We start from the raw sequence: 25,422 nt of genomic DNA, 5'->3' as shown, positions 1-25,422 counted from the left end.
TTACCTCGCGATCAAGTCATAAATCTTGGTGATGTTTGGCAACAAGGTTGTTACTAGGAGCTTGTCTCCGACTTCAAGCATATCCTCCCCTGTAGGGAAAATAGTCTTGCCCTTTCGAATGATGGCTGCAATCAGAACCCCTTTTTTCAATTTCAGTTGAGAAAGTGGTTTGGCAGTCATCTTATTAGCTTCCTTGATATGGAATTGCAGGGTTTCAATTTGGCCATTAGCTAGATGGTGCATGGCTTGAAGGTCTGAATACTGGGCATTCACTCGACCACGAATGAAGTGCATAATCGTATCTACAGCAATGCTTTTAGGTGTGATGATACTTGAAAAATCAGGCGCATTGATAATCTCGAGGAGACTGGTACGATTGACCTTGGTAATATTTTTCTGCACACCTACGCTGTCAAGGAACATAGAAGTAATCAGATTTTCCTCATCGACTCCTGTTAGAGTCGCAACGGCATCATAGTTTTGAGCACTTTCTTCCAGCAGGATATCTTTTGCGGTCCCATCTCCTTGAACGATGTAAAGATTTGGGAATTTCTCGCTAAAGAAGCTGGCGATCTCAGGATTGATTTCAATAACCTTGGTATCGATACGACTGTCTTTGAGAATACCTAGTAGATAATAGGCAATTCTACCTGCTCCAACAATAAGAAGGCTCTTCACGGCACGTGATTTAAAATAATTATGGAAGAGCATCATGTCAACACGGTTACCAGTGACAAAGATTCTATCTTTATCCTGTACAGTCATGTCACCGCTTGGAATGATAATTTGATGATCCCTTTCTATCGCACAGACAATGACATTGCCAAATTTTTTCCGAAAATCAGAAATGGGCATTTGGCAAAGACCACTGGAGGATTTAACAGCGAATTCCATCAAGCTGACCCGTCCACCAAAGAAACGTTCGACAGAGAGGGCGTTGGGGAAGTCAATGATATTAGCAATAGCACGGGCAGCCAAGAGCTCAGGATTAACGATAAGAGAAAAACCGAGAATATTCTTTTCCTTGAAATAAGAGTTAGAATATTCAGGGTTCCGCACCCGAACGATGGTCTCTTTAGCTCCCATTTTTTTGGCTAGAACGGCTGCAATCATGTTCACTTCATCGTATTCAGTCAGGGCGATAAAGATATCACAATCCTGGACGCTGGCTTGCTCAAGGATGGTAAAATCGGCCCCGTTACCAAGGATGCCTATGATATCAAAGCGATTGACAATATGATTGAGGACAGCTTCGTCTTGCTCAATCAGCAAAACATCATGCTTTTCTGCAACCAAGGAGCGACAGAGGGCAAAACCAACTTTTCCCCCTCCGACAAGGATAATTTTCATAATAAAACCTACTTTTTCATGATGTAACTATCATACCTTTTTTCAAGAAAAAATGCACCTACTAGCTAATAACCAGAGCTTTTAGTAGGAAATTTGCTATAAGGTAAAACTATACCCTAATCAATTAAAATAGCTATTAGCACCTTTCTCTGAAATATGGTATGATAAAGGATATACAAGGAGATAAAATGAATAATAATTTACTAGTATTACAATCAGACTTTGGTCTGGTTGATGGTGCGGTATCGGCTATGATTGGAGTTGCTTTAGAAGAGTCTCCAACCTTAAAAATCCATCACTTGACGCACGATATCACGCCTTATAATATTTTTGAGGGGAGCTACCGTCTCTTTCAGACGGTGGACTACTGGCCTGAGGGAACGACTTTTGTATCGGTTGTCGATCCAGGTGTCGGCTCGAAACGTAAGAGTGTGGTTGCCAAAACTGCAAAAAATCAATACATTGTCACACCAGACAATGGAACTCTTTCCTTTATCAAGAAACACGTTGGTATTGTAGCTATTCGTGAGATTTCTGAAGTGGCCAATCGACGTCAAAATACAGAGCATTCTTATACCTTCCACGGTCGTGATGTTTATGCTTATACTGGTGCTAAATTGGCCAGTGGTCACATTACTTTTGAGGAAGTGGGGCCTGAGCTCAGTGTGGATCAGATTGTGGAGCTTCCAGTTGTAGAGACTATCATAGAAGATCATTTGGTGAAGGGAGCTATTGATATTCTGGATGTGCGTTTCGGTTCGCTTTGGACATCGATCACGCGAGAAGAATTTTACAAACTGGAACCAGCATTCGGTGACCGTTTTGAAGTGACTATCTATCATGCTGATATGCTGGTCTATCAAAATCAGGTTGTCTATGGAAAATCATTTGCAGATGTGAGAATTGGGCAACCCATCCTTTACATCAACTCTCTCTATCGTTTAGGTCTAGCAATTAACCAAGGTTCCTTTGCCAAGGCCTATAATGTGGGTGTCGGTTCATCTTGGACCATTGAAATAAAGAAAATAGAATCATAAAATAGGAGATTATAGATGAAAAATCAATCAATTAAACAAGTTGTTGCTATCGGTGTTGGAGCTGCGCTCTTTGTTGTCATCGGGATGATTAACATTCCGACACCTGTTCCAAATACAAATATTCAGCTTCAGTACGCATTGCAGAGTCTCTTGTCTATCATTTTTGGGCCAGTAGTTGGTCTGTTTGTAGGATTAATTGGACATGCAGTGAAAGATGCTGTTTCAGGAGGTCTTTGGTGGACATGGATTATTGCTAGTGGGCTCTTTGGTCTGGCTGTAGGACTCTTTAGAAAATACATTCGAGTAACACAGGGTGTTTTTGAGTTGAAGGATATTGTCTTCTTTAACCTCATTCAGATTGTTGCAAATGCTCTTGTTTGGGGTATCTTGGCACCACTTGGAGATGTTGTGATTTATCGAGAAGCGGCAGAAAAAGTATTTGCTCAAGGGATTGTTGCAGGTATTGGTAATGCTGTAACTGTAGCTATCGCAGGAACCCTTCTCTTGCTAGCTTATTCACGTACGCAGACTCGTTCAGGAAGTTTGAAAAAGGACTAAGATAAAGGAAAAGGCTGGGTGACCAGTCTTTTTCACTGTTTATAGTCTAGTCAGGTAACCAGTCTAGGATAGGAATCTTGTTGGCGCTAAGATTTTAAGAGAAGAGACTGCAAGAAGGGGTTAATTTATGATAAAATAGAAGTCTAAGAAGCGAATGAAGAGAGTAAGATGAAAGAAGCTATAATTGAGTGGAAGGATTTCTCTTTCCGGTATGAAACGCAACAAGAACCGACCTTGCAAGGAGTGGATTTAACCATTTACAAGGGAGAGAAAGTCTTGATTGTTGGACCATCTGGGTCAGGTAAGTCTACCTTGGGTCAGTGTTTGAATGGGATTATCCCTAACATATACAAGGGTCAGATGTCTGGAGAATTTTTGATAAAGGGTCAAGCAGCCTTTGATATGAGCATCTATGATAAATCTCATCTAGTCAGCACAGTTTTGCAGGATACAGATGGGCAGTTTATCGGTCTGTCCGTGGCAGAAGATTTGGCTTTTGCTCTGGAAAATGATGTGACAGCTCTAGATGAGATGAAAAATCGTGTTCATAAATGGGCTGAAAAGCTGGACCTTATCCCTTTACTGCCGCAGCGTCCTCAGGATTTGTCAGGTGGACAAAAGCAGCGAGTCAGTCTGGCTGGTGTCTTGATTGATGAGAGTCCGATTCTTTTGTTTGATGAGCCACTCGCCAATCTGGATCCCAAGTCAGGTCAGGATATTATCGAATTGATTGATCAGATTCATAAGGAGGAGGGGACGACGACCCTTATTATCGAACATCGTTTAGAGGATGTTCTGCATCGCCCTGTCGATCGGATTATCCTGATAAACGATGGTCGTATCCTCTTTAATGGTGCCCCTGACCAGCTACTTTCGACTGATTTATTGACCCAAAATGGAATTCGAGAACCCCTTTATCTCACCACTCTCCGTCAATTGGGTGTGGATTTAGCTAAGGAAGAACAATTAACAGATCTGGATAGCTTGTCCATCTCAAAAGGTCAGGTTCAGTTACAGACGGAATTGGTAAAAGAAACCCCAGATTTACAGTCACTCTTTAAATTAGAGGATGTTTCTTTTTCTTATGATGATAGTCCGATTTTAAAGTCCCTTCATTTAGATATTAAAAAGGGTGAAAAGATTGCCATTGTCGGGAAAAATGGAGCAGGGAAGTCAACTCTAGCCAAGGCCTTAAGTAGCTTTATCCAGACTGAAGGCCGATATCTGTGGGAAGGACAGGATATAAAAGGAGATTCTGTGGCAGAGCGGGCTGAACGAGTAGGCTATGTGCTGCAAAATCCCAATCAAATGATTTCAACCAACATGATTTTTGATGAGGTGGCTATGGGACTTCGCTTGCGAGGTGTGAACGAGCAGGAAATTGAAACAAGAGTCTATGAAACTTTGAAAATCTGTGGTCTCTATGAATTTCGTAATTGGCCCATTTCTGCCCTGTCATTTGGTCAGAAAAAACGTGTCACTATTGCCTCCATTTTGGTCTTGGGAGCTGAAATTATCCTCTTAGATGAACCGACAGCAGGTCAAGACCAGAAGAACTATACTGAGATTATGGAATTTCTTGAAGAACTGCATCAAAAAGGTCATACCATTGTCATGATTACTCATGATATGCAATTGATGCTGGATTATTCAGACCGGGCCCTTGTCATGGTGGATGGGGAATTGATTGCCGATACTGATCCAGCTAGTCTCTTGAGCAATCCTGAGCTGTTAGTAAAAGCCAACCTAAAAGAAACTTCAATCTTTAACTTGGCCAAGAAACTAGACGTGGATCCACTTGCTTTAACGGCATTTTACAAAGAAAGGAGAGAAGGATGCAAGCTAAATTAATCGGTTACCAGCACAGAGATACTGTGATTCATCGCTTGTCAGGCGCTGGTAAACTCCTATTTTTCATTCTCGTATCATTGGCGGCCATGATTAGCTATGATACCAGACTGCTTGTTCTGATTGCCATCTTTTCGGTCTTTCTCCTCTATTTGTCAGAAATCCGTTTTAAAGATGTTTCCTTTGTAGCAGTTTTTGCGACGGTATTTGCCGTTTTAAACGTTTTGATGGTCTATCTCTTTTCTCCCGAGTATGGGGTTGGACTTTACGGAGAGAGAAGTGTGATTTGGCAGGGAATCGGAGTCTACACTCTGACCAGTCAAGAGCTCTTTTACCTGCTAAATCTGGCCATTAAGTACCTTTGCACCATTCCTCTGGCTATTATCTTTTTAATGACCACTCATCCTAGTCAGTTTGCTTCTAGCCTTAATCAAATTGGGGTATCTTACAAAATTGCCTATTCTGTTAGTTTGACCTTGCGTTATATTCCAGATTTACAGGAAGAATTCTTTACCATCAAGATGTCTCAGGAGGCGCGTGGGATGGAATTATCCAAGAAAGCTTCTCTCATGCAACGAATCAAAGGCAATCTGCGCATTATCACTCCCTTGATTTTCAGCTCGTTAGAACGCATTGATACCATCGCGACCGCCATGGAGCTTCGCCGCTTTGGAAAAGAGAAAAAACGCACTTGGTATAGTTACCAAGCCTTGAAAAAAGGAGACTATCTTACCTTGCTTTTGGCAGCCTTGTTTTTTGTAGCTAGTTTACTACTTATCTTGCAAAATCACGGACGATTTTACAACCCTTGGAAATAGCTTGAAAAAATTGAAAAAATCAAGTCGTTTCTATTGACAATGATTCTGAAAGTGTTATACTAAGAAAGTAGTTTCGCTGATTTACTTCAAACCTGTTGTGAGGTAAGTTAACGATGCCTTAACCACGCTGTTTGCTGAGCTTGACTCCGGGCAGTGTGGCTATTTTTTTGCAATGGTGAAAGGAAGCAAGTCATGACAAATCACATTGTATTATTTGAGCCACAAATTCCACAAAATACAGGCAATATCGCGCGTACGTGCGCTGCAACCAATTCTCCCCTCCACATCATCAAGCCTATGGGCTTTCCTATCGATGATCGCAAGATGAAGCGAGCTGGGCTGGATTATTGGGATAAGCTAGAGATTTATTTTTACGACAGTTTGGAAGATTTCATGTCCCAGATGGAAGGAAAACTCTATCTGATTTCGAAATTTGCTGAGAACGTGTATTCTGAGGTGGATTTATCGACTGACGAAGACCATTATTTTCTCTTTGGACGTGAAGACAAGGGCTTGCCTGAGGACTTTATGCGAGAACATCCTGAGAAGGCTCTCCGTATTCCCATGAATGATGAACATGTCCGCAGTCTCAATGTGTCTAATACCGTCTGCATGATTGTCTACGAAGCCCTCCGCCAGCAGAACTTTGCAGGTCTTGAGCTTGTTCATACCTATGAAGTGGATAAATTGAAATAAAAAATGAAAATGAACAAAATGCTTGCGCTTGCAAGCGTTTTTTGTTATGATAAAAGAGTCTTCAGGGCAGGGTGAAATTCCCGACCGGCGGTAAATTTGACTAGCTATTTTAGCCAAATAAGTCCGCGAGCGCAAGCTGATGTGGTGAGATTCCACAACCGACAGTATAGTCTGGATGGGAGAAGACGAAAGAATAGCTTTGTCTGTTCTGATAGATTTATAGCCAAACTGTAACCGCTTGCTCAACGGAGTTAGAGGGAACTTTTGGGATATAAAAAGTGAGAATAGATAGAGGAATCCTTTCTAACTTCTTCTGATTTTATAGAAAATTGGAGGAACCTGTTATGACAAACACACGTCGACTTTCGACCATTGCGATTTTATCAGCCATCTCATTTGTGCTGATGTACTTTGACTTTCCGCTTTTACCAGCGGCGTCCTTCCTCAAGATCGAATTTAGTATCTTGCCAGTCCTTGTGGGCTTAGTGGTCATGGATTTGCCTGCTGCTCTAGGAGTTCTCTTGCTTCGCTCACTCTTGAAACTGCTTCTTAACAGTCAGGGAGTGAATACTTACATTGGTTTGCCAATGAATATCGTAGCTTTGGGAGTTTTTGTCATCGTATTTGCTTTGATTTGGAAAAAGGAACGGACAACCCTTCGTTTCCTACTAGGCTCTCTAGCTGGGACTATTGGTTTAACCGTGGCTATGTTGGTTCTCAATTATGTTTATGCTGTTCCTTTGTACGCTAAGTTTGCTAACTTTGATATTGGAAAAATTTTGGGACTTTCCAACTACCTAATGACCATGGTATTACCTTTTAACTTGATTGAGGGTGTAATCTTTTCCGTTTCATTCTGGTTGTTGTATGTTCTCTTGAAACCAACCTTAAAACATTATGAGAGATAAACAAACATTTTTAATGAAGGGCAGTTTTGCCCTTTTACTTTTCGTTATTCTTGGCTACATGGTCAAATTTTACCCTGAAACGCTGGTCGGTTTTGACCAACCGATACAGACTGCCGTTCGAGGAGACTTGCCAGATTACTTGACTATTCTTTTTAGGGCCATCACACGCTTGATTGATATTCCAGTGATTATCACTTGGGTTGTCATTACAGCTTTTGTCTTTTATCGTAAGCGGTGGAAGGTAGAAAGTTTCTTCATGCTGGGAAATCTGGCTTTGGCAGGTCTTTTAATCGTGACCTTTAAAAATATTTACCAGCGCCCACGACCAGCTATTTTACACTTGGTTGAGGAGAAGGGATTTTCCTTTCCAAGTGGCCATTCTCTGGCTGTAACCTTGATGGTCGGTTCTCTGATTATCATTCTCAGTCAACGGATGAAAAATCCAGTCTGGAGAAAAATCGTACAAATCGTCCTTGGTCTCTACCTAGTCAGTGTGCTGGTATCAAGGGTCTATCTGGGAGTTCACTATCCATCAGATGTCCTTGCCAGTCTCTGTGTGGGCTTGGGAGTCCTGTTTATCGAGTTTCCCTTCTATGACAATCTCCGATTCCAATGGCGATTTAAAGGCAAGCAGAAGTGAGTATCAAATTCCTTTGAGGAGAAAGAAATGAAAGTCAATATAGCAGATCTTCATCCGACTCAACTATACTTATCAGAAAAGAAGTTGCAAGATATTCAGATGCTTTACCAGTCGGCAGAAACAATCCAAGTCGATCCAATCAGTATTCTTGCCTTTGGAAATTGCTTGTTGATTACAGATGGACATCACAGGGCTTATCAGGCTTTATTGGCAGGTCGGGATACGATTTCTGCTGAGTGGGATAGAGATGGTGGTGATGAACTATATCATCTCTATGCGCAAGCTTGTGAGGAAAGAATGATTTACTCTGTTCTGGATTTAAAAAATCATATCTTAGCTCAAGATGAGTATGAAGCAAAATGGTATAACTGGTGTGATGGTTTTAATCAAGCAGCAACTATTTTGTGGAAAAGGAAAGCAGATGAAACGGATTTTACAAATAGATAATGCACTGCGTCTTGTTCCTTATTATAAGGTCAATCATTGTGAAGAAGCTTTTGCTTGGTATCAGGATGTGAACTTAGTTCACCTCGTAGATGGTGTGAAGAAACCTTATAGTCAAGAAACTTTGGAAGCTATGTATTCCCATTTGGATCAGCATGGTGAACTTTTTTGGATTGAAGTCAAGGAGAAGGGAGAATGGTTTCCAATTGGGGATGTTACACTATCTCAGGATAATCTCCCCATTGTGATTGGGAATTCCGCTTACCAACATCGAGGACTTGGAAAAAAGATTCTAAGTGCTTTGATTGAATTGGCTCGAGTAAAAGGATGGAAAGAATTGAGAGTCAAGGAAATCTACACCTACAATCATGCTTCTAGGAGGTGTTTCAAGTCGCTTGGATTTGTGGAAAATGGAGCAACAGAAAAAGGAATGAGTTTTGTATTGAAATTAATCTAATCTAACTTGTTTTTTAACTCAAAATCTGATAAACTATGTAGTAATTGAATAGAAATCTGCAAGACTAGTAACTCAAGGGAAGTATATCAGGGAGGAGAGCCGTGACTGCAAGCTCTCTATATGAAAGCTGGGTGAATTCACTTGTGCATGGATTTAGAAATGAAGGTCTGACTTGTCAGATAAAAACGGATGGTACCGCGTGTCAACGCTCCGAGTGGAGTTTTTGGCATGTGGTTTTCTTTTTATCTACGAGAGACTGATGGAGGAATTATGTCAACTATTGAAGAACAATTAAAAGCGCTTCGTGAAGAAACGCTGGCTAGCTTGAAGCAGATTACTGCTGAAAATAAAAAAGAGATGCAAGATTTGCGTGTTTCTGTCCTTGGGAAAAAGGGTTCACTTACTGAAATCCTCAAAGGGATGAAAGATGTCTCTGCTGAGATGCGTCCGATTATCGGGAAACACGTCAATGAAGCTCGTGATGTCTTGACAGCAGCCTTTGAAGAAACAGCTAAACTATTGGAAGAAAAGAAAGTCGCAGCTCAACTGGCTAGCGAGAGTATCGATGTGACACTTCCAGGTCGCCCTGTTGCGACGGGTCACCGCCACGTTTTGACACAAACCAGTGAAGAAATCGAAGATATTTTCATTGGTATGGGTTACCAAGTCGTGGATGGTTTTGAAGTGGAGCAAGACTACTATAACTTTGAACGTATGAACCTTCCGAAAGATCATCCAGCCCGCGATATGCAGGACACATTCTATATCACTGAAGAAATCTTGCTCCGTACTCATACATCTCCTGTGCAGGCGCGTGCTATGGATGCTCATGATTTCTCTAAAGGCCCTTTGAAAATGATCTCACCAGGGCGTGTCTTCCGTCGTGACACAGACGATGCGACCCACAGTCACCAATTCCACCAAATCGAAGGTTTGGTTGTTGGGAAGAACATTTCTATGGCAGACCTTCAAGGAACCCTTCAGTTGATTGTGCAAAAAATGTTTGGCGAAGAGCGTCAAATTCGTTTGCGCCCCTCTTACTTCCCATTCACAGAACCATCTGTTGAGGTGGATGTTTCGTGCTTCAAATGTGGTGGTGAAGGATGTAACGTATGTAAGAAAACTGGTTGGATTGAAATCATGGGTGCTGGTATGGTTCACCCACGTGTTCTCGAAATGAGTGGAATTGATGCAACGGTCTACTCTGGATTTGCCTTTGGTCTTGGACAAGAGCGTGTAGCTATGCTCCGTTACGGAATCAACGATATCCGTGGATTCTACCAAGGAGATGTCCGCTTCTCAGAACAGTTTAAATAATGATTAAAAAAGTAGAACTGGCAGATGTTGGGGTGTTGGCCAAAATTGCCAAACAAACCTTTCGTGAAACATTTGCTCATGATAATACAGAAGAGCAGTTACAGGAATACTTTGAAGAGGCTTATAGTCTGAGAGTTTTGTCAACTGAGTTGGAAAAGCCAGAATCCGAAACCTATTTCATTATGCATGAAGAGGAGATAGCTGGTTTTCTCAAAGTCAACTGGGGAAGTGCTCAGACTGAGAGAGAATTAGAGGATGCTTTTGAAATTCAACGCCTCTATGTGCTACAAAAATTCCAAGGATTTGGACTAGGTAAGCAACTGTTTGAATTCGCTCTTGAACTTGCTACCAAAAATAGTTTTTCTTGGGCTTGGCTAGGTGTTTGGGAGCATAATACAAAAGCTCAAGCGTTTTATAATCGATATGGTTTTGAAAAATTTAGCCAACATCATTTTATGGTTGGTCAAAAAGTAGATACAGATTGGTTACTGAGAAAGAAATTAAGGTAAGAAGATGATTCTTCTATTGAAATGATAGGAAAGGAAAAGAACCAGAGTGGCAACTGTCATTCTGGAGAACTAAATTATGCTTGTATCTTATAAATGGTTAAAAGAATTGGTGGACATTGCTGTGCCATCACAAGAGTTGGCTGAAAAAATGTCAACTACAGGGATCGAGGTAGAAGGTGTCGAATCACCTGCTGCTGGTCTCTCAAAAATTGTCGTCGGTGAGGTCTTGTCTTGCGAAGATGTGCCAGAAACTCACCTCCATGTTTGTCAGGTTAACGTTGGCGAAGAAGAAGCCCGTCAAATCGTTTGTGGTGCCCCAAATGTGCGTGCTGGTATCAAGGTTATGGTGGCTCTTCCAGGAGCTCGCATCGCTGACAATTACAAGATCAAAAAAGGGAAAATCCGCGGTCTTGAGTCACTTGGGATGATCTGTTCACTTGGTGAATTGGGAATTTCTGACTCAGTTGTACCTAAGGAATTCGGAGATGGCATCCAAATCTTGCCAGAAAATGCCGTTCCAGGTGAGGAAGTCTTCTCATATCTAGACTTGGATGATGAAATCATCGAACTTTCTATTACACCCAACCGTGCGGATGCCCTTTCTATGCGTGGAGTGACTCACGAAGTGGCAGCTATCTATGACAAGGCAGTCAACTTTAAAGAATTTACTCTTTCAGAAACTGACCAAGCTGCAGCAGATGCTCTTTCTGTGGGCATTGAGACAGACAAGGCGCCTTACTATGCCGCTCGTATCTTGGACAATGTGACTATCGCACCAAGTCCACAATGGTTGCAAAACCTTCTCATGAATGAAGGAATCCGTCCAATCAATAACGTAGTGGACGTGACCAACTACATCCTGCTTTACTTTGGTCAACCAATGCATGCTTTTGACTTGGATACCTTTGAAGGGACTGACATCCGTGTGCGTGAAGCGCGTGCTGGTGAAAAATTGGTGACCTTGGATGGTGAAGAACGTGACTTGGACGTGAATGACCTAGTCATCACTGTCGCAGACAAACCAGTAGCTCTTGCAGGTGTCATGGGTGGACAAACTACAGAAATCTCTGAAAAGTCTAGTCGTGTTGTCCTTGAAGCGGCAGTATTCAATGGCAAATCTATCCGTAAGACAAGCGGTCGTCTCAACCTTCGTTCTGAGTCATCTTCTCGCTTTGAAAAAGGTATCAATGTGGCAACTGTTAACGAAGCTCTTGATGCGGCAGCTAGCATGATTGCAGAGCTTGCAGGTGCGACGGTGCGTAAAGGTATCGTTTCAGCGGGCGAACTTGATACTTCTGATGTGGAAGTTTCTTCAACTCTTGCTGATGTTAACCGTGTCCTCGGAACTGAGCTTTCATACGCTGATGTAGAAGACGTCTTCCGTCGTCTTGGCTTTGGTCTTTCTGGCAATGCAGACAGCTTTACAGTCAGCGTCCCACGTCGTCGCTGGGATATCACTATCGAGGCAGACCTCTTTGAAGAAATCGCTCGTATCTATGGCTATGACCGCTTGCCAACTAGTCTTCCAAAAGACGATGGTACAGCTGGTGAATTGACTGCGACACAAAAACTCCGCCGTCAAGTTCGTACCATTGCTGAAGGGGCAGGTTTGACAGAAATCATCACCTACGCTCTGACAACGCCTGAAAAAGCAGTTGAGTTTACGGCTCAACCAAGTAACCTTACTGAACTCATGTGGCCAATGACAGTGGACCGTTCTGTCCTCCGTCAAAATATGATCTCAGGTATTCTTGATACTGTTGCCTACAACGTGGCTCGTAAGAACAAAAACTTGGCCCTTTACGAGATCGGAAAAGTCTTTGAACAAACAGGCAATCCAAAAGAAGAACTTCCAAATGAGATTAATAGCTTTGCCTTTGCCTTGACAGGCTTGGTTGCTGAAAAAGATTTCCAAACAGCAGCAGTTCCAGTTGATTTCTTCTATGCTAAAGGAATCCTTGAGGCCCTCTTTGCTCGTTTGGGCCTCCAAGTAACCTATACGGCAACATCTGAAATCGCTAGCCTCCACCCAGGACGTACAGCTATGATTTTACTCGGTGACCAAGTTCTTGGTTTCCTTGGCCAAGTGCATCCAGTCACTGCTAAGGCTTACGATATTCCAGAAACGTATGTAGCTGAGCTCAACCTTTCAGCAATCGAAGTGGTCCTTCAACCTGCTACTCCATTTGTGGAAATCACCAAATTCCCAGCAGTTAGCCGTGACGTTGCCCTTCTCCTTAAGGCAGAAGTGACTCACCAAGAAGTTGTGGACGCTATCCAAGCTGCCGGCGTGAAACGTTTGACAGATATCAAACTCTTTGACGTCTTCTCAGGAGAAAAATTGGGACTTGGTATGAAGTCAATGGCTTATAGTTTGACTTTCCAAAATCCAGAAGATAGCTTGACGGACGAAGAAGTCGCACGCTACATGGAAAAAATCCAATCTTCTCTCGAAGAAAAAGTCAATGCAGAAGTGCGTTAAACCATCAATCCATCCTTCGGGGTGGATTTTTGCTTTTCAAATAACAATTCAGGATTAAAAATAGACAGTTGAGGAACAGAGAAGATAAATTGGAGTTTACCAGTGTATAATGTACTCATAACTCAAAGTACCCTAAGATTTTTTACTAACAATGAGGATGATAAAAATGGACAGAAATCATTGTAAAGGCTATCAAAAAGGAGTATAATGGGTGCAAGACATTTCGGAGGTGAAAGATGCTAGAAGTAAGAAGTCTAGAGAAAAGTTTTGGATCCAAGCAAGTTTTGTTTGGTATTGACTTTCAAGCGCGACCAGGTCGTATTTTGGGATTAGTCGGGAAAAACGGTGCTGGGAAGACAACGATTTTCCACAGTATTTTGAAATTCCTAGAATACCAAGGAGAAATTAGTCTGGATGGTCAGGATATTCGTCAGGAGACCTACGCTCGGATTGGCTATCTGCCTGAAGAACGCAGTCTCATGCCTAAATTGACAGTCCTTGAACAAGTTCGCTACTTGGCAACTCTAAAAGGCATGGATGCCAAAGAGGTCAAGGAAAAACTCCCTCAATGGATGAAGAGGTTAGAAGTGAAAGGGAAGCTGACTGATAAAATCAAGAGTCTGTCAAAAGGAAATCAGCAGAAGATTCAGCTCATTATTACTCTGATTCATGAACCAGACTTGATTATCTTGGATGAACCTTTCAGTGGTTTGGACCCAGTCAATACAGAGTTGCTCAAGCAAGTCATTTTTCAGGAAAAAGAGCGCGGAGCAACCATTATCTTCTCTGACCATGTCATGACTAATGTCGAGGAGCTTTGTGACGATATTCTCATGATTCGAGATGGCCGTGTGGTCTTGCATGGACCAGTTCAGGATGTCCGTAATCAATACGGGAAAACGCGTCTCTTTGTTTCAAGTGAACGAAGCAAGGAAGAATTGGAAAATCTTCCTCATGTCAAGCAGGTAAGTTTGACCAAACAAGGCAGTTGGAAATTGATCTTAGAGGATGAGAGCGCTGGAAGGGAACTCTTTCCAATCTTGACTCAGGGGCAATACATCGCAACCTTTGACCAGCAAGCGCCAACAATTGATGAAATCTTTAAACTAGAATCAGGGGTGGAAGTATGAGAAATATGTGGGTTGTAATGAAAGAAACCTATCTTCGACATGTCAAATCGTGGAGTTTCTTCTTTATGGTGATTTCACCATTCTTGTTTATCGGTCTCTCTGGAGGAATTGGCTATCTCCAAGGCTCTTCTATGGCTAAGAATAGTAAGATAGCAGTAGTAACAACTGTGCCATCTGTGGAAGATGGGCTTAAGGGTACCAATGGTATCAACTTTGATTATCAGGATGAAGCCAGTGCCCAAGCTGCTATCAAAGATGAGAAAATCAAGGGTTACCTAACGATTGACCAAGAGGACAGCGTCCTCAAGGCCGTCTATCATGGTGAAACTTCTCTTGAGAGTGCTATTAAGCTAGGAGTAACGAGCAAGTTAAATGAGCTTCAAGGTCAACTCAATCGTTCGGCAGCTAATTTGTCGCAAGAGCAGGAAAAACGCTTGGAACAAACAGTTAACTTTACGGAGAAAATTGATGAATCCAAGGAAAATAAAAAAATGATTCAAACAATTGCGGCTACAGCGGTTGGAGCCTTTCTCTATATGATTTTAATTACTTATGCGAGCGTCACTGCCCAAGAAGTCGCTAGTGAGAAGGGGACTAAAATCATGGAGGTGGTCTTCTCTAGCATTCGAGCTAGCCATTATTTCTATGCTCGTATGCTTGCCTTGTTACTCGTGATTTTGACTCACATCGGCATCTATGTCGTGGGTGGTCTCGCTGCCATTCTGCTCTTCAAAGATTTGCCATTGCTAGCTCAGCTTGGTATTTTGGATCATTTAGGAGATGCTTTCTCTCTGAATACCTTGCTCTTTATTTTGGTCAGTCTCTTTATGTATGTAGTTTTAGCAGCCTTCCTAGGTTCCATGGTTTCTCGCCCTGAGGATGCAGGGAAAGCCTTGTCACCTTTGATGATTGTAATTATGGTAGGCTTTGTTGGAGTTACTGCTTTAGGCTCTGCAGGGGACAATTTGATTTTGAAAATCGGTTCTTATATTCCCTTTATTTCGACTTTCTTCATGCCATTTAGAGCTATTAACGGCTATGCAAATGGGTTAGAAGCTTGGATTTCGCTTGCTATAACGATTGCTTTTGCAGTAACGGCAACAGTCTTTATCGGGCGTATGTATGCTAGTCTCGTTCTGCAGACAGATGATTTAGGTCCTTTGAAAACCTTTAAACGTGCCCTATCTTATAAATAGAAGAGCCTCGCGAAAGCGAGGTTTTCTAGAGATAAAAAGAGTGGGATTTAGAAAAATATTTTTCATATCTATTGACTTTTAGGGGTAAAATTTGGTATGATAGTAGGCGGTATTGTTTACCCCATTTGAAAGGCCCCGGAACCTTCCAAATACTTTTCGATGGGAAGGAACACCCATCACCGTAAACAAAAATCGAACTATATATAGGAGAAATCATGAACAAAACAACATTTATGGCTAAACCAGGCCAAGTTGAACGTAAATGGTACGTAGTTGACGCAACTGATGTACCACTTGGACGTCTTTCTGCAGTAGTTGCTAGCGTACTTCGCGGAAAAAACAAACCAACATTTACACCACACACTGATACAGGTGACTTTGTGATTGTTATCAATGCTGAAAAAGTTAAATTGACTGGTAAAAAAGCAACTGATAAAATCTACTACACTCACTCAAACCACCCAGGTGGATTGAAACAAATCTCTGCAGGTGAACTTCGTTCTAAAAACGCAGTACGTTTGATCGAGAAATCAGTTAAAGGTATGCTTCCACACAATACTCTTGGACGCGCTCAAGGTATGAAGTTGAAAGTATTTGTTGGAGCTGAGCACACTCACGCTGCACAACAACCAGAAGTTCTTGATATTTCAGGACTTATCTAAGGAAAGGAACAATAAAGTATGTCACAAGCACAATATGCAGGTACTGGACGTCGTAAAAACGCTGTTGCACGCGTTCGCCTTGTTCCAGGAACTGGTAAAATCACTGTTAACAAAAAAGATGTTGAAGAGTACATCCCACACGCTGACCTTCGTCTTGTAATCAACCAACCATTCGCAGTTACTTCAACTGCAGGTTCATACGACGTTTTCGTTAACGTTGTAGGTGGTGGATACGCTGGTCAATCAGGAGCTATCCGTCACGGTATCGCTCGTGCCCTTCTTCAAGTAGACCCAGACTTCCGCGATTCATTGAAACGCGCAGGACTTCTTACACGTGACTCACGTAAAGTTGAACGTAAGAAACCAGGTCTTAAGAAAGCTCGTAAAGCATCACAATTTAGTAAACGTTAATTCGAGAGAATTACTATACTTACAAAGAGCACCTTTCGGGGTGTTCTTTTTGTACTTTCTTACTAAATTGGTGCAATTGACACAGTTGTTGCGACTTTAGTCGCTTACAAATGTGGCTGCAACATGACGAAGTCAGTTGCCTCAAAACGTTAATCAATACGATTATATCAACGTTTCAAAGCACTCAAGAGTTTACCTCATGGGTGCTTTTTTTATGTTTTTTGAAAAAGTTCACCTCAAAGTTTACCTTATTTTCACCTTATTGTTTTAGAGACTTTAAAGCAAATTCACCTACTGTCATAGGAACTACATTAGAGGTATTTACATAAATCTGTGTTGTTCCTGTGTCACTGTGTGTTAGAGCCTCAGAGATAGCTTCTAAGCTCATTCCTGCTTGTTTAGCAAGCGTGGCTCCTGTATGTCGCAGTTTATGAGGTGTAGCATGTGCCAGCTCTTTATGTCGCTTTCTGATGCTTTTCATTTTGTTGTTTAGATAGTCAGAATGTAATGGCTTGTTGATGTTTCCTTTTGTATCAATATATGTAAAAACAAATTGTTCTGGGTTACTGATGATGCCAAACTTTGCTAGTTCATACTTTTGTTGTTCTTTCAAAGAAGTAAGAAGTTGAAGTAAGTCATTAGAAATAGAGAAAATAGTTTTCTTATTTCCTTTAGTAGATTTTACTTGTCCATATCTATCTAAAGCTTGAATTAGCTGAATCTGTGATTTTAAAAAATCGATATGTTTCCATTGGAGAGCATAGGTTTCAGATTTTCTATCGCCTAAGAAAAAAGTGAGATAAAATAGGACATAATCTTTAAGGGTTATTTTATCATTATCTAAATCTTCTTGAAATGCTGAGAACCATTCTTGGAGTTGTTCATGAGTTAAATATAAATCTTCATCACGTTTTGATTCTGCAAGTTGAATTTTTTTGACAGCCTTAATTCGCCTTAAAGTTTTTGAAACCTTATTAGCTTCTATATATTCAAGTTCTTCTGCCCAATCAAAAATAGAAATAACGTAACTTCGTAAAGTTTTGAAGTTTGCATATTCATTAGCCTTAGACGTCATTAGATTTAGAATAACCTGCTTGTTTTGATTTAGAAACTGTATCGTATAGTTTCCAAGAAGTGGTAGTATATGTTTTTCAAAACATGTTTTGGTATTAGCGACTGTTGATCTGCTTGGTGGCTTAGAAGTAGATGTAGTTTGTCCTGCTTTATAAGAGTCCCACCAGATATTGTTATAGAAGTCTGAGAAAAGAATATCTTCTTTTGCTAGTCCTGTAAACTCATTATCTTCTATTTGATTTAACTTAGTAAGCAAGTCTATCTCAGCTTGCCTTGCCTCCTTTCTTGTTTTGAATCTTTTATCATAATAGTTATTATTTACGATGCCAAGTGGCATTCGTGCTTCTATTGGTATATAGACTTTTAAGCGGTAAGTTCCGTTTTTTGTCTTAGTGATAGTCATGATATTCTCCTTAATTATCGAACCAGAAAATATCATGACCATTATAAAACAAAAAATCAGATTTTTCTAGTTGCAAGAGTTTAGCCAGCGGTCAATGGCATCTACATGGAATCGAATAGTTTTTCCAATTTTAATAGATGGGAGTCCCTTTTGAATCCAAGAATCAAGAGTATTGTTGGAGATTCCTAAATAGTCACAGGCTTGTTGTTTGTTCAGATAGGGGCTATTAAGACTGCTTTGTTCTAATTGTTGTTCAATTTCTTTTTGAATAAGATTGGATAGTAGTAGTTGAATTTGATGAATCTGCTCATCTGGTAGGATTACTTGCATTCGTTATCCTCCTTCCCATATCTAGAATGACGGCGTGAGTCCAGATATTTTGCAAAGAAGTAAGTTTTATCCATAACTAAACCTAGCAACTGCTGATTCTCTTTTCTAGCATATCTGACTAAGTTGTTAAATTCTGTAAAATTATGTTCCTCTATGATATCAATTACCATTGAAAGAAATTCGTCACTGTTGTTTCTAATAAGAAATTTATCTAGTTCAAATCCACATCCAGTTCCAATTTCATTGATATCGTACAGAGTCTTTTCAGGATTTTCTGCATGAGTGAAGTAGTCATACATTCCTTTAGGAGACATAACAGGTTCTACATGGGCAGGTGTATTGAGGTTCTTAGCTAGTAATTCAGAAACTTGAGAATAGCTTTTGAGTGAATCAAAATATAATGCTCCATGCTTGTGAGCTTTTTTAAATTCTCCCGTTTCCTTGTTGATGTCTTTGTCGTGCCATGGGCTGAGAACAAAGGGGATATGCATGTTCTCTAAAACATCCAGATAATGCTCAGGGGCACTTTCCTGATAGAGAAGAAAAGCCCACTTGTTCGAGCGTTTTTCTTTAGCCATTTATTTCCTTTCTATGATTGATGATTATTGGTGTAATGGGGGTCGTAGTAACCCCATTACACGTGAATAGATGATTTTGAAAATACGGGGCTTTTGGCTTTCACTATGTGAGCCAAGCCCCATATTTTCCTTTATCTCTTAGTTCCTGTAAACCAAAGTTTATTACCTTTTCGATGGGGTGAAGAAAAATAATAGTTTGGATTTCTACTTGAAATTTCTTCCTTGATATCATCTTCCATTTCTTTCAGTAACTTCTGAGCCTGTTGAGTTCTTGGAATGGCAAGTAAGACAGTGACGGTTTCTTTTCTTACATCTACCGTACACCCTAAGACAGAATGATTGAAGCTTTTTAAAATAGGGTTGATGCGAGTAACAGTCTGATTCTCAATTGTATTCATTGGTTCAGATTGTTCATCTTGTTTCAGAAATTGTCTCATTCTAGAAGTCTGGTAAATAGACTTGAAATAATTCCATAATGAATCTTTTAAAAATCTTTGAACTAACTCAATGATAACCAAAAGAGCAGGAACGAGAATAAGGCAGAATGACAATAGTTGAATGTAATGTTCAAGAGCAGTCAGCTTATCTAGTATTGTTGTAAAAAGTCCTTGCATTCCAGAGAGTTTGGTGGTTTCTAACATTTGAATAAGTAAGTTGATTCCAATCTTAAAGAGAAAGCTAAACAAGGCAAGGACTATTAAGTTTGCATTTAGGTTGTAGGTTGTTTGAAAAAAAGTTTTTTTCATAGGTTACAGAATGCCTTTCTTTGTATAATAGGTAGGGCAAAGGAGAGGTAAAACTTGATAAGGTTGTTCATTATCAATAATCTGAATAAGTCCAGTTCCTTTTCCTATAGGGATAACAATGCCTTCAGGGTCTAGGTCAGGAAAAAGAAATTGTGTTGTCTTCTTGTTGATATTACCAATTTGAATTAAGACATTTAACTGTTCCCGAACAGAAATTGGAATAGATGTATGGTCGAAACGCTGACTGACTAGAAAAAGATGGACTTTTGTAGCTCGCCCAAGTAAAGCAATTTGAGATAGAAGCGAAAAGAAAGAGTCCTTGATGGTTTTATTGACTCCCTCGGATAATGCCAGAACTTCATCAATGACGATAGTCAAATGTTCAAATGGATGGTCTGGCTTATCATAGAGAATTTCTTGTCTCTGTTGAATAAGATTCAAGCAGACGCTTAGGTTCTCATTGATTTCTGAAACAAAGTCTGATTTAGAGCGATTTTTATGAGGATGTAGAACGGCAATTCCATTTTCACGAGCCCAACGGCTAGGCGTATCAAATTTAGGATCTACAATAATCAAGTCAGAAATGTTTTTGAGCAAGCTGAGAAAATAGGTTAGAGCATAAGATTTACCAGATCCACTATTTCCTGCGATTGCCATCGAAGTTACTTTATTGTAGTCAAGAGTAAGGTTTTTCATTATAGGAATCAAATACCCTTTTTGATTATCTGAGAATTCTTCCAAATCAGGAATCACTAGACGTTCAGAAATGCCTGCTTTCCAAGGGAAGAAGAGTCCACGCTGGACATGAATATCATTTGTATCTAGCGCCATAAAATAGGTTGAGTTCTGTTTGAGAAGGGTGAAGCGAGGATAGAGAGCAGCATTCGCAATCAGGAAAATTTTCTGATAGAGTTCCTCATCAATGATATAACCAGCTGGCAAACGAGGAAGAAAGAGGAAGCCTTCTTCCATAATTTTGCAGTCAAAGCTGTTAGTATAGCTAGTTTCTCCTTGCATAATGCTTCCAAGTCCCATATTGAGGCTTTGGAGCAGGTATTGTCCTAGTTCTCGATTTGTCATTATTTAACCTCCTTGAGATTGTCAGCTTTGAAGTAGACGTTAAAGCCAACTTCGCAGGCTTGAAGATTATCAAACTGTACCAATGCCATATAAGGTGGTAGCTCCACTTCGGATTCAAATTTGACGGTAAAGGGCGGAAGTCCTTTTTGTGAGAACCAAGCTTTATAAGCGATAATTTCCCCTGTTGGTTGACCGTCTTCAAATTTAATTTGTGCTTCTAGTTCGGTACTTAAGCAGAGAATGCCCTGCTTGTTGTCAATATATTTATTGGCAGTATTGACTGAGTAGCCACCTTTGCGATTGCGTGTTTTCATTAGATTTACCTCGTATTTGATTATTTGTCTTAGCTAAGAACAATTTTAGTTTAACGTAGTTTCATGAAGCAGACTGTCAGTTTTCCTGACAGTCTACTTTTAAATTTTTGGTATGAGACAGGCTAATTCGGATAACCAATAAGTTAATTTCTCAGCTATTTGATGCGAAGTTTCTTCCTCTGGGAAATCTGAAATAAAGCTTGATAAGGAGTTTAGAAAAATTTCTTTATTTTTTTCAATGATTTGCTCTACTTCTTTCTTTGAGCCATTAGAAAATTTTTTTGCTATTAACTTTTTTAAAAAAGTATTTTCAAACGTAGGATCTATCAAAATTGTAGATATTATATTTTCAATAAGTAGTAGTTCGAATTCAATACTCGGGAAAAATAATTCCCTAGGATTTTTATAATCTAAACTGGTCTGAAAAGCTAACGAAGCATTAAAACTAATATTTCTTTTTCCCTTTAGAATTTGTCCAACTGTTGTTTCGGATAATAATTCAACTTCCCCTTCAGCTGTTTCATATCCAATTTGATTTTGTAATATTTCTCGTTCATTAAGTATTTTTTTGAGCTCTTCACCTAGTAACTTGCAATACAATTCTGTTATCACTTTTCTATATGATGTCATTTTACTTCCTTTGCGTTCGAAGACGGAAAGAAACTAAACAGAGTTTAATCGAATGGCACAAAAAAGCACACCAAATAAACGGCGAGACTTAACAAAATATAGATAGCTAATATGACTGTCTATATTTTGAGTTTCAATCCGTCAATTTGATGGCCATCAAAAAGAACTATTTAATTATTTATCAAGTTTTTTCTTGATAATTCTATTTTATCTGAAAAAAACAATTTAATTTTCTACCAATAATATTATTAAATCAATGCTTGGGAAGTTTTATAACTTTTAAAAAAATGAAACTTCCTAAAAAATGATATAATTAAATTATGGAAAGTAAAAATTTTGATTATAAAAAGTTAAATACCTTTTTACAAAATGAGAATATATCAGTTGAGCAACTTGCTAAAATGACAGGAAAAACGCCTAGAGCAGTTCGTCCATGGTTAAATGGAACCAGTACACCACATAAAAGTACCTTAAAAAAAATAATTGAAGTTTTACATATTTCTGAAGAGAGTATTTCAAAGACAGGTGTATCAATAAGAAATAAAGAATATGAAGTGATAACAGAAACATTAGATTTTCTTTTTGAATATTACCTACCGTTATTTGCATACTATACTCGAAATAATGAAGGCTATCAGTTAAATAAAAATATAGAAAAGCTTAATAAATTAAATTCAATACATAGTGATTCAGTTAGATATAGAAGTAATAAAGATCTATATAAAAATAAGATATCATTAGATCACTCTCTAGATAACATTATTAGTCAGGTGAGGGATTATGTTCAGAAAAAAGATTTCCCTCTGGAAGAAATGAAAAAGATTTCAAAGAATATGATTTATGATATCGCAAAATCTAGTATGCGAAAAAAATATAAAGATTTTGATAAATATGAACTTTATCGATTTACTTGCATTGAGAGCATAATGACAATAGATAACATTTTAAAAACTTCACCTACCTTGCTAAGAATGTTGGGAGAAAAAACTATTTTAAATTACTCGGATGAGTTACTTAAAGATAAACCTACTCTTTCCGCAAAACACGAGATAGATTCTCACATGGGTATTGTTGTAAATATCTTTTCTTCAAATATAAGATTAATGAAAGATATCTTTATTCACGAACTAGAACGATTCAGTTATTTTTCTGCATATTATTTATTTCTATACGAACAAAGCATTTTGGAACCGAATTTTATAGATTTACCAGTTCCTAGCAAAGAATTTTTGATATATTTAAATTGGAAAATATACAAGAGTGATGATGACAAATTTGCTAAATCTATACTTGATTCTTTGGAAAAAAAGATACAAGACAAAGTCGATTTTCTTTCTAGTCATAGTTCGTATATTGAAGTGGTTGATAATTTTGCCCCACTAGTAAAAGATGATGTTCGATTAGCTTGCATATCGTATTTGAAAAAAAATATAACAGACTATTCAATAACCTTACTAAGCATTTTAGAAGATTTACCAATACAATGGACAAGGGGAGGTTAGAATCTTCAAGTTATGTGTAAATATTTATTAAGGATGAAAATTGATTTAAGTTAGCCCTAAATAACGGTATGCCCAAACACTATATAATATTAACGCGATAAAAAATCATCAAATGAACATAAGGAATATTAAAAATATGTCGAGTCAAAGATTTCATGCCCCTAATAGTGTAATAGAACCATATCAATACGATATAGCTCTGGAATACATTGAAACTTATAAGCCTTCAACTGAAATTAATAATTTGATAGAAACCCATTTAATCCTAAAATTGTTAAAAACAGAAAATGAATTTTCTAACTTCAAACATCTAATTTCAAAATTTCATAAAGATATATCCACGAATTTTCCAATTAACATTTTTGAAATAGATTATGATAGTATTAACATTTTTTATAAAGATATCTTCTGGGAGTTAGTATTATTCTTAGGAAAAATTAATAAAGATGATGCTGCCCAGTTTGAATCTTATATTAAAAAATATAATATCCAGACAATGACACTTAAAAATGTTAAAGAACTGATTGACCTATTTCCGCAAGTTATCAAAGAAAATTTTCTCTCTCTGTCCAGAAATATAGAATTTTTCCTGAATAATCAATCAGGAAAATTTATAGATTCTAATAATGGTTTATTTATTAAATTAGGTATTACAAATGAAGAGATAAATAATTTAGCAAAAGACTATTGTCAGTTAGTTAATAGTAACCCTAACTATCTACAATCAATAGTTGAGTATAAAAAATTAAGCAAATATGAGTTTGATGACGAGATTAAGTTTTTAGCTAAAAGAAAGAGTGATGAATTCTGGGAAAAACATTTTGAAACTAATGAAGGGATACATTACTCTATATCAGTTGTCATCAAGCCTTTAGATTCTGATAAATTATATGAGCCTATTGAGAATGGGATTATTTTAAACAAAAATATACTAGATGAACATCATGATTTTCCGACATTACTAAATAATTATATTTATTTCCTTGGCTTCTTTAATCATAAATCAGGATTACCTTGGTTAGTTGCAAATGAAGAAACATTTAGTTTCACTCGTCACTTTTCTCACAAATCAAATGCTCATTATGATTCTTATCACCCTCAATTAAAACTTTGTCATAATTTGTTATTTCAGGCATATTTTGATTATTTAAAGCAGAATGAAATTGATGTGGAAGAAATTGTAGAATGGTATTTCAATATTTATCTTGAAACCGAGTTGAATATAAAAGGCTTTCACTTTCATGCTTCCAATAAAGAATCTTCTTATTATGAAAGAGGAAAATCGATAATTTGTGAAATGGATAGTATATTAGACCAGTACGAACTATTTGTTAGAAACGGGGAAATCAACAAAGATTTATTAGAGATTAAATCCAGTACTTCTTCTTATGCTATATTAAAATCATTTAACGAAAAAAAATTCATTAAATTGAACAATACATCTAATAATTCTGCTTTGTTCTCTGCACTTTTTTCTGACCAAAGTATCCTAAGCTTCATCCCGTCAAAGAAAAAACACGGAACATTTTTTAAACATGTAATAGACGGTATTAAAATTACAGATTTTGCTGATTATCAAGTGGAGTCGATAAACGCTCTAATCGATATAAACATTTTAAAACTATCAGATGAAGTAATTAGATTTACAAATGTTCAAGAAATTAACATTTTATATAAATTATGGAAGTCAGGTACATATTGTCTATACTATAAAGACAAATTGATACTAGATATTGCAGAAGACCTTTGTAATAAAGGGTATTGTGGATACTCAGATAATCTTTTTTCTGAACATGAAAGTAATTATTTATCTTATATTTTGGATGATAAAAAATATGGCAATGGATTAAAGATTAGAAATAAATTTTCTCATGGTAAATTTGGATATAAAAAAGAAGAAGAACATTTACAAAATTATTTAGAGTTACTTCAGATTGTCATTTTCTATGTGATGAGAATCAATGATGAGTTAGAATACTACACACAATTAAGACAATCTAAGAAATAGTTTTTCAAAGTTTATAAATTATCAAGAAAAAGAATACTACAAAAAACACTCTAACTTTTGTTAGGGCGTTTCTTATATATACGAAAATCTAATTTATTTAAAAAATGGTTATTCGGTTGATTTATATTGAAATATAATTAATTTTAGAATTTTAAGAATCACTTTAAATCAATATTTTTCGTCATAACTGACGAGTAGTGAATGTCTGCTTGACTTCTGTCTGTAAAAACCAAATAAGGTAAACTTATGATATTCTGGTTCGATTTTAGCTTATTTTAATTGAAAGTTTACCTT

At 38.2% G+C, this 25,422-nt stretch carries 27 protein-coding genes and 1 riboswitch; of the genes, 18 read left to right on the top strand and 9 right to left on the bottom strand.

Annotated features, from left to right (window positions below; genetic code table 11):
* On the bottom strand, positions 1 to 1,350 hold the full coding sequence (gene trkA, locus N8M95_RS05700; protein ID WP_261116782.1) for a Trk system potassium transporter TrkA: 1,350 nt from the start codon (positions 1,348 to 1,350) through the stop codon (positions 1 to 3).
* A 188-nt stretch (positions 1,351 to 1,538) separates the two neighbouring features.
* Here trkA and N8M95_RS05695 point away from each other — a divergent pair, with 188 nt between their 5' ends.
* The 12 genes from N8M95_RS05695 (at position 1,539) to pheT (ending at position 13,064) form a co-directional block, all read left to right on the top strand.
* Positions 1,539 to 2,387, top strand: coding sequence for an SAM hydrolase/SAM-dependent halogenase family protein (locus N8M95_RS05695; protein WP_045605043.1), 849 nt, complete (start codon positions 1,539 to 1,541; stop codon positions 2,385 to 2,387).
* A gap of 15 nt (positions 2,388 to 2,402) precedes the next feature.
* Complete coding sequence (locus N8M95_RS05690) at positions 2,403 to 2,945, top strand: ECF-type riboflavin transporter substrate-binding protein (RefSeq protein ID WP_261116781.1); 543 nt, start codon at positions 2,403 to 2,405, stop codon at positions 2,943 to 2,945.
* 168 nt (positions 2,946 to 3,113) lie between these two features.
* Positions 3,114 to 4,796 carry an ABC transporter ATP-binding protein gene (locus N8M95_RS05685; protein WP_261116780.1) on the top strand — a complete coding sequence of 561 codons (1,683 nt, stop codon included), beginning with the start codon at positions 3,114 to 3,116 and terminating at the stop codon, positions 4,794 to 4,796.
* Positions 4,781 to 5,611, top strand: coding sequence for an energy-coupling factor transporter transmembrane component T family protein (locus N8M95_RS05680; RefSeq protein ID WP_261116779.1), 831 nt, complete (start codon positions 4,781 to 4,783; stop codon positions 5,609 to 5,611). Before N8M95_RS05685 ends, N8M95_RS05680 begins: the two co-directional genes overlap by 16 nt.
* A gap of 192 nt (positions 5,612 to 5,803) precedes the next feature.
* On the top strand, positions 5,804 to 6,307 hold the full coding sequence (locus tag N8M95_RS05675) for a tRNA (cytidine(34)-2'-O)-methyltransferase (protein WP_060805312.1): 504 nt from the start codon (positions 5,804 to 5,806) through the stop codon (positions 6,305 to 6,307).
* 53 nt (positions 6,308 to 6,360) lie between these two features.
* Positions 6,361 to 6,498, top strand: a riboswitch (FMN riboswitch).
* A 153-nt stretch (positions 6,499 to 6,651) separates the two neighbouring features.
* Complete coding sequence (locus tag N8M95_RS05670; protein ID WP_000185834.1) at positions 6,652 to 7,215, top strand: ECF transporter S component; 564 nt, start codon at positions 6,652 to 6,654, stop codon at positions 7,213 to 7,215.
* On the top strand, positions 7,205 to 7,855 hold the full coding sequence (locus N8M95_RS05665) for a phosphatase PAP2 family protein (RefSeq protein WP_314725965.1): 651 nt from the start codon (positions 7,205 to 7,207) through the stop codon (positions 7,853 to 7,855). Before N8M95_RS05670 ends, N8M95_RS05665 begins: the two co-directional genes overlap by 11 nt.
* A gap of 27 nt (positions 7,856 to 7,882) precedes the next feature.
* Positions 7,883 to 8,302, top strand: a complete 420-nt coding sequence (locus N8M95_RS05660) for a chromosome partitioning protein ParB (RefSeq protein ID WP_000867300.1) — start codon at positions 7,883 to 7,885, stop codon at positions 8,300 to 8,302.
* 4 nt (positions 8,303 to 8,306) lie between these two features.
* Positions 8,307 to 8,756 (top strand): GNAT family N-acetyltransferase, encoded by a 450-nt coding sequence (locus N8M95_RS05655; RefSeq protein ID WP_025171450.1) that lies wholly within the window; start codon positions 8,307 to 8,309, stop codon positions 8,754 to 8,756.
* A 270-nt stretch (positions 8,757 to 9,026) separates the two neighbouring features.
* A complete protein-coding gene (pheS, locus tag N8M95_RS05650) occupies positions 9,027 to 10,073 on the top strand; it encodes a phenylalanine--tRNA ligase subunit alpha (protein WP_031237702.1) in 1,047 nt (348 codons plus the stop codon).
* A complete protein-coding gene (locus N8M95_RS05645; protein WP_033681280.1) occupies positions 10,073 to 10,582 on the top strand; it encodes a GNAT family N-acetyltransferase in 510 nt (169 codons plus the stop codon). The genes pheS and N8M95_RS05645 overlap by 1 nt, the downstream gene beginning before the upstream one ends.
* Positions 10,583 to 10,658: 76 nt before the next feature.
* Entirely contained in the window at positions 10,659 to 13,064 is a 2,406-nt protein-coding gene (gene pheT, locus N8M95_RS05640) for a phenylalanine--tRNA ligase subunit beta (protein WP_261116778.1), read from the top strand.
* Here pheT and N8M95_RS05635 read toward each other — a convergent pair.
* Complete coding sequence (locus tag N8M95_RS05635; protein ID WP_261116777.1) at positions 13,061 to 13,183, bottom strand: hypothetical protein; 123 nt, start codon at positions 13,181 to 13,183, stop codon at positions 13,061 to 13,063. The genes pheT and N8M95_RS05635 overlap by 4 nt on opposite strands.
* A 117-nt stretch (positions 13,184 to 13,300) precedes the next feature.
* Here N8M95_RS05635 and N8M95_RS05630 point away from each other — a divergent pair, with 117 nt between their 5' ends.
* The 4 genes from N8M95_RS05630 (at position 13,301) to rpsI (ending at position 16,463) form a co-directional block, all read left to right on the top strand.
* A complete protein-coding gene (locus N8M95_RS05630) occupies positions 13,301 to 14,194 on the top strand; it encodes an ABC transporter ATP-binding protein (protein ID WP_000895303.1) in 894 nt (297 codons plus the stop codon).
* On the top strand, positions 14,191 to 15,390 hold the full coding sequence (locus N8M95_RS05625; RefSeq protein WP_261116776.1) for an ABC transporter permease: 1,200 nt from the start codon (positions 14,191 to 14,193) through the stop codon (positions 15,388 to 15,390). The genes N8M95_RS05630 and N8M95_RS05625 overlap by 4 nt, the downstream gene beginning before the upstream one ends.
* A gap of 215 nt (positions 15,391 to 15,605) precedes the next feature.
* Entirely contained in the window at positions 15,606 to 16,052 is a 447-nt protein-coding gene (rplM, locus tag N8M95_RS05620; RefSeq protein WP_001044624.1) for a 50S ribosomal protein L13, read from the top strand.
* An 18-nt stretch (positions 16,053 to 16,070) separates the two neighbouring features.
* Complete coding sequence (gene rpsI / locus N8M95_RS05615) at positions 16,071 to 16,463, top strand: 30S ribosomal protein S9 (RefSeq protein ID WP_000075964.1); 393 nt, start codon at positions 16,071 to 16,073, stop codon at positions 16,461 to 16,463.
* Between the two features lie 259 nt (positions 16,464 to 16,722).
* On the opposite strand, the gene N8M95_RS05610 is transcribed toward rpsI, so the two are convergent.
* The 7 genes from N8M95_RS05610 to N8M95_RS05580 form a co-directional block, all read right to left on the bottom strand.
* A complete protein-coding gene (locus tag N8M95_RS05610; RefSeq protein ID WP_261116775.1) occupies positions 16,723 to 17,940 on the bottom strand; it encodes a site-specific integrase in 1,218 nt (405 codons plus the stop codon).
* A gap of 66 nt (positions 17,941 to 18,006) precedes the next feature.
* The gene (locus N8M95_RS05605) at positions 18,007 to 18,270 is read right to left on the bottom strand and encodes a helix-turn-helix domain-containing protein (RefSeq protein ID WP_261116774.1); all 264 of its coding nucleotides are present in this window, start codon (positions 18,268 to 18,270) and stop codon (positions 18,007 to 18,009) included.
* Complete coding sequence (locus N8M95_RS05600; RefSeq protein WP_261116773.1) at positions 18,261 to 18,848, bottom strand: replication protein; 588 nt, start codon at positions 18,846 to 18,848, stop codon at positions 18,261 to 18,263. Before N8M95_RS05600 ends, N8M95_RS05605 begins: the two co-directional genes overlap by 10 nt.
* A 131-nt stretch (positions 18,849 to 18,979) precedes the next feature.
* Positions 18,980 to 19,594, bottom strand: a complete 615-nt coding sequence (locus N8M95_RS05595) for a hypothetical protein (protein ID WP_261116772.1) — start codon at positions 19,592 to 19,594, stop codon at positions 18,980 to 18,982.
* A gap of 3 nt (positions 19,595 to 19,597) precedes the next feature.
* Positions 19,598 to 20,674 (bottom strand): cell division protein FtsK, encoded by a 1,077-nt coding sequence (locus tag N8M95_RS05590; protein ID WP_261116771.1) that lies wholly within the window; start codon positions 20,672 to 20,674, stop codon positions 19,598 to 19,600.
* Positions 20,674 to 20,988, bottom strand: a complete 315-nt coding sequence (locus N8M95_RS05585; RefSeq protein ID WP_261116770.1) for a hypothetical protein — start codon at positions 20,986 to 20,988, stop codon at positions 20,674 to 20,676. Before N8M95_RS05585 ends, N8M95_RS05590 begins: the two co-directional genes overlap by 1 nt.
* A 99-nt stretch (positions 20,989 to 21,087) precedes the next feature.
* On the bottom strand, positions 21,088 to 21,618 hold the full coding sequence (locus N8M95_RS05580) for a hypothetical protein (RefSeq protein ID WP_261116769.1): 531 nt from the start codon (positions 21,616 to 21,618) through the stop codon (positions 21,088 to 21,090).
* 320 nt (positions 21,619 to 21,938) lie between these two features.
* Between N8M95_RS05580 and N8M95_RS05575 the strand changes: the two genes are divergently transcribed.
* Together N8M95_RS05575 and N8M95_RS05570 are read left to right on the top strand one after the other, a co-directional pair.
* Positions 21,939 to 23,120: a helix-turn-helix domain-containing protein gene (locus tag N8M95_RS05575; RefSeq protein WP_261116768.1), complete on the top strand. Its 1,182-nt coding sequence runs from the start codon at positions 21,939 to 21,941 to the stop codon at positions 23,118 to 23,120.
* A gap of 136 nt (positions 23,121 to 23,256) precedes the next feature.
* On the top strand, positions 23,257 to 25,128 hold the full coding sequence (locus tag N8M95_RS05570) for a hypothetical protein (RefSeq protein ID WP_261116767.1): 1,872 nt from the start codon (positions 23,257 to 23,259) through the stop codon (positions 25,126 to 25,128).
* Positions 25,129 to 25,422 lie beyond the last annotated feature (294 nt).

This window comes from Streptococcus mitis, assembly GCF_946190325.1.
Lineage (GTDB): Bacteria > Bacillota > Bacilli > Lactobacillales > Streptococcaceae > Streptococcus > Streptococcus mitis_CF.
The sequence above is the reverse complement of the archived record's forward strand: the minus strand, read 5'-3'. Positions and strand labels throughout refer to the sequence as shown.

Coding starts and splice junctions, on each gene's coding strand:
- trkA (WP_261116782.1), bottom strand. CDS start 1,350: ATGAAAATTATCCTTGTCGGAGGGGGAAAAGTTGGTTTTGCCCTCTGT.
- N8M95_RS05695 (WP_045605043.1), top strand. CDS start 1,539: ATGAATAATAATTTACTAGTATTACAATCAGACTTTGGTCTGGTTGAT.
- N8M95_RS05690 (WP_261116781.1), top strand. CDS start 2,403: ATGAAAAATCAATCAATTAAACAAGTTGTTGCTATCGGTGTTGGAGCT.
- N8M95_RS05685 (WP_261116780.1), top strand. CDS start 3,114: ATGAAAGAAGCTATAATTGAGTGGAAGGATTTCTCTTTCCGGTATGAA.
- N8M95_RS05680 (WP_261116779.1), top strand. CDS start 4,781: ATGCAAGCTAAATTAATCGGTTACCAGCACAGAGATACTGTGATTCAT.
- N8M95_RS05675 (WP_060805312.1), top strand. CDS start 5,804: ATGACAAATCACATTGTATTATTTGAGCCACAAATTCCACAAAATACA.
- N8M95_RS05670 (WP_000185834.1), top strand. CDS start 6,652: ATGACAAACACACGTCGACTTTCGACCATTGCGATTTTATCAGCCATC.
- N8M95_RS05665 (WP_314725965.1), top strand. CDS start 7,205: ATGAGAGATAAACAAACATTTTTAATGAAGGGCAGTTTTGCCCTTTTA.
- N8M95_RS05660 (WP_000867300.1), top strand. CDS start 7,883: ATGAAAGTCAATATAGCAGATCTTCATCCGACTCAACTATACTTATCA.
- pheS (WP_031237702.1), top strand. CDS start 9,027: ATGTCAACTATTGAAGAACAATTAAAAGCGCTTCGTGAAGAAACGCTG.
- N8M95_RS05645 (WP_033681280.1), top strand. CDS start 10,073: ATGATTAAAAAAGTAGAACTGGCAGATGTTGGGGTGTTGGCCAAAATT.
- pheT (WP_261116778.1), top strand. CDS start 10,659: ATGCTTGTATCTTATAAATGGTTAAAAGAATTGGTGGACATTGCTGTG.
- N8M95_RS05635 (WP_261116777.1), bottom strand. CDS start 13,183: ATGAGTACATTATACACTGGTAAACTCCAATTTATCTTCTCTGTTCCT.
- N8M95_RS05630 (WP_000895303.1), top strand. CDS start 13,301: ATGCTAGAAGTAAGAAGTCTAGAGAAAAGTTTTGGATCCAAGCAAGTT.
- N8M95_RS05625 (WP_261116776.1), top strand. CDS start 14,191: ATGAGAAATATGTGGGTTGTAATGAAAGAAACCTATCTTCGACATGTC.
- rplM (WP_001044624.1), top strand. CDS start 15,606: ATGAACAAAACAACATTTATGGCTAAACCAGGCCAAGTTGAACGTAAA.
- rpsI (WP_000075964.1), top strand. CDS start 16,071: ATGTCACAAGCACAATATGCAGGTACTGGACGTCGTAAAAACGCTGTT.
- N8M95_RS05610 (WP_261116775.1), bottom strand. CDS start 17,940: ATGACTATCACTAAGACAAAAAACGGAACTTACCGCTTAAAAGTCTAT.
- N8M95_RS05605 (WP_261116774.1), bottom strand. CDS start 18,270: ATGCAAGTAATCCTACCAGATGAGCAGATTCATCAAATTCAACTACTA.
- N8M95_RS05600 (WP_261116773.1), bottom strand. CDS start 18,848: ATGGCTAAAGAAAAACGCTCGAACAAGTGGGCTTTTCTTCTCTATCAG.
- N8M95_RS05595 (WP_261116772.1), bottom strand. CDS start 19,594: ATGAAAAAAACTTTTTTTCAAACAACCTACAACCTAAATGCAAACTTA.
- N8M95_RS05590 (WP_261116771.1), bottom strand. CDS start 20,674: ATGACAAATCGAGAACTAGGACAATACCTGCTCCAAAGCCTCAATATG.
- N8M95_RS05585 (WP_261116770.1), bottom strand. CDS start 20,988: ATGAAAACACGCAATCGCAAAGGTGGCTACTCAGTCAATACTGCCAAT.
- N8M95_RS05580 (WP_261116769.1), bottom strand. CDS start 21,618: ATGACATCATATAGAAAAGTGATAACAGAATTGTATTGCAAGTTACTA.
- N8M95_RS05575 (WP_261116768.1), top strand. CDS start 21,939: ATGGAAAGTAAAAATTTTGATTATAAAAAGTTAAATACCTTTTTACAA.
- N8M95_RS05570 (WP_261116767.1), top strand. CDS start 23,257: ATGTCGAGTCAAAGATTTCATGCCCCTAATAGTGTAATAGAACCATAT.